Source organism: Pseudomonas sp. 43(2021) (assembly GCF_017490805.1).
GTDB lineage: Bacteria > Pseudomonadota > Gammaproteobacteria > Pseudomonadales > Pseudomonadaceae > Aquipseudomonas.
The window spans coordinates 1-444 of record NZ_JAFGYJ010000533.1 but is presented as its reverse complement, the minus strand read 5'-3'; the positions used below and the strand labels follow the sequence as shown (position 1 = coordinate 444).

General features: G+C 63.3%; 1 protein-coding gene. It reads left to right on the top strand.

What is annotated here, in order from left to right; translation table 11 throughout:
• Positions 1-366: helix-turn-helix transcriptional regulator (locus J5M71_RS28550; protein WP_207839022.1), on the top strand; the 366-nt coding region annotated here is incomplete at its 5' end.
• Positions 367-444 lie beyond the last annotated feature (78 nt).

Here is a 444-nt window from a genome sequence, read left to right as displayed (position 1 = left end):
CACTTCCTCGAACGCTCCCCCGCCGACCTGCTCTCACGCCCGGACGACGGCGACAGCCTGAGCAGCCGTCTGCGCCGCTTGCTCAGTCGCGACGCTGCGCACTGGCCTGATCTGGAAGCGGTTGCGGCGCATCTGCATATCAGCCCGCAGACCTTGCGCCGGCACTTGCGCGAGGAAGGCACCAGTTTTCAGGAGCTGAAAGATCAGCTGCGGCGGGATATCGCCATCTATCATCTGGGCCGCGCGGATCTGTCGTTGCAGCAGATTGCCGAGCAGCTCGGGTTCTCTGAGCCTTCGGCGTTTCACCGGGCATTCAAGAAATGGACGGGGCTGACACCGGGGGCTTATCGGGCACAGGAGTTGTGAAGTCAGACGCCTTCGCGAGCAGGCTCGCTCCCACAGGAGAATGCTTTTCAAGGCGGGATCGAGCCTGCTCGCGAAGAG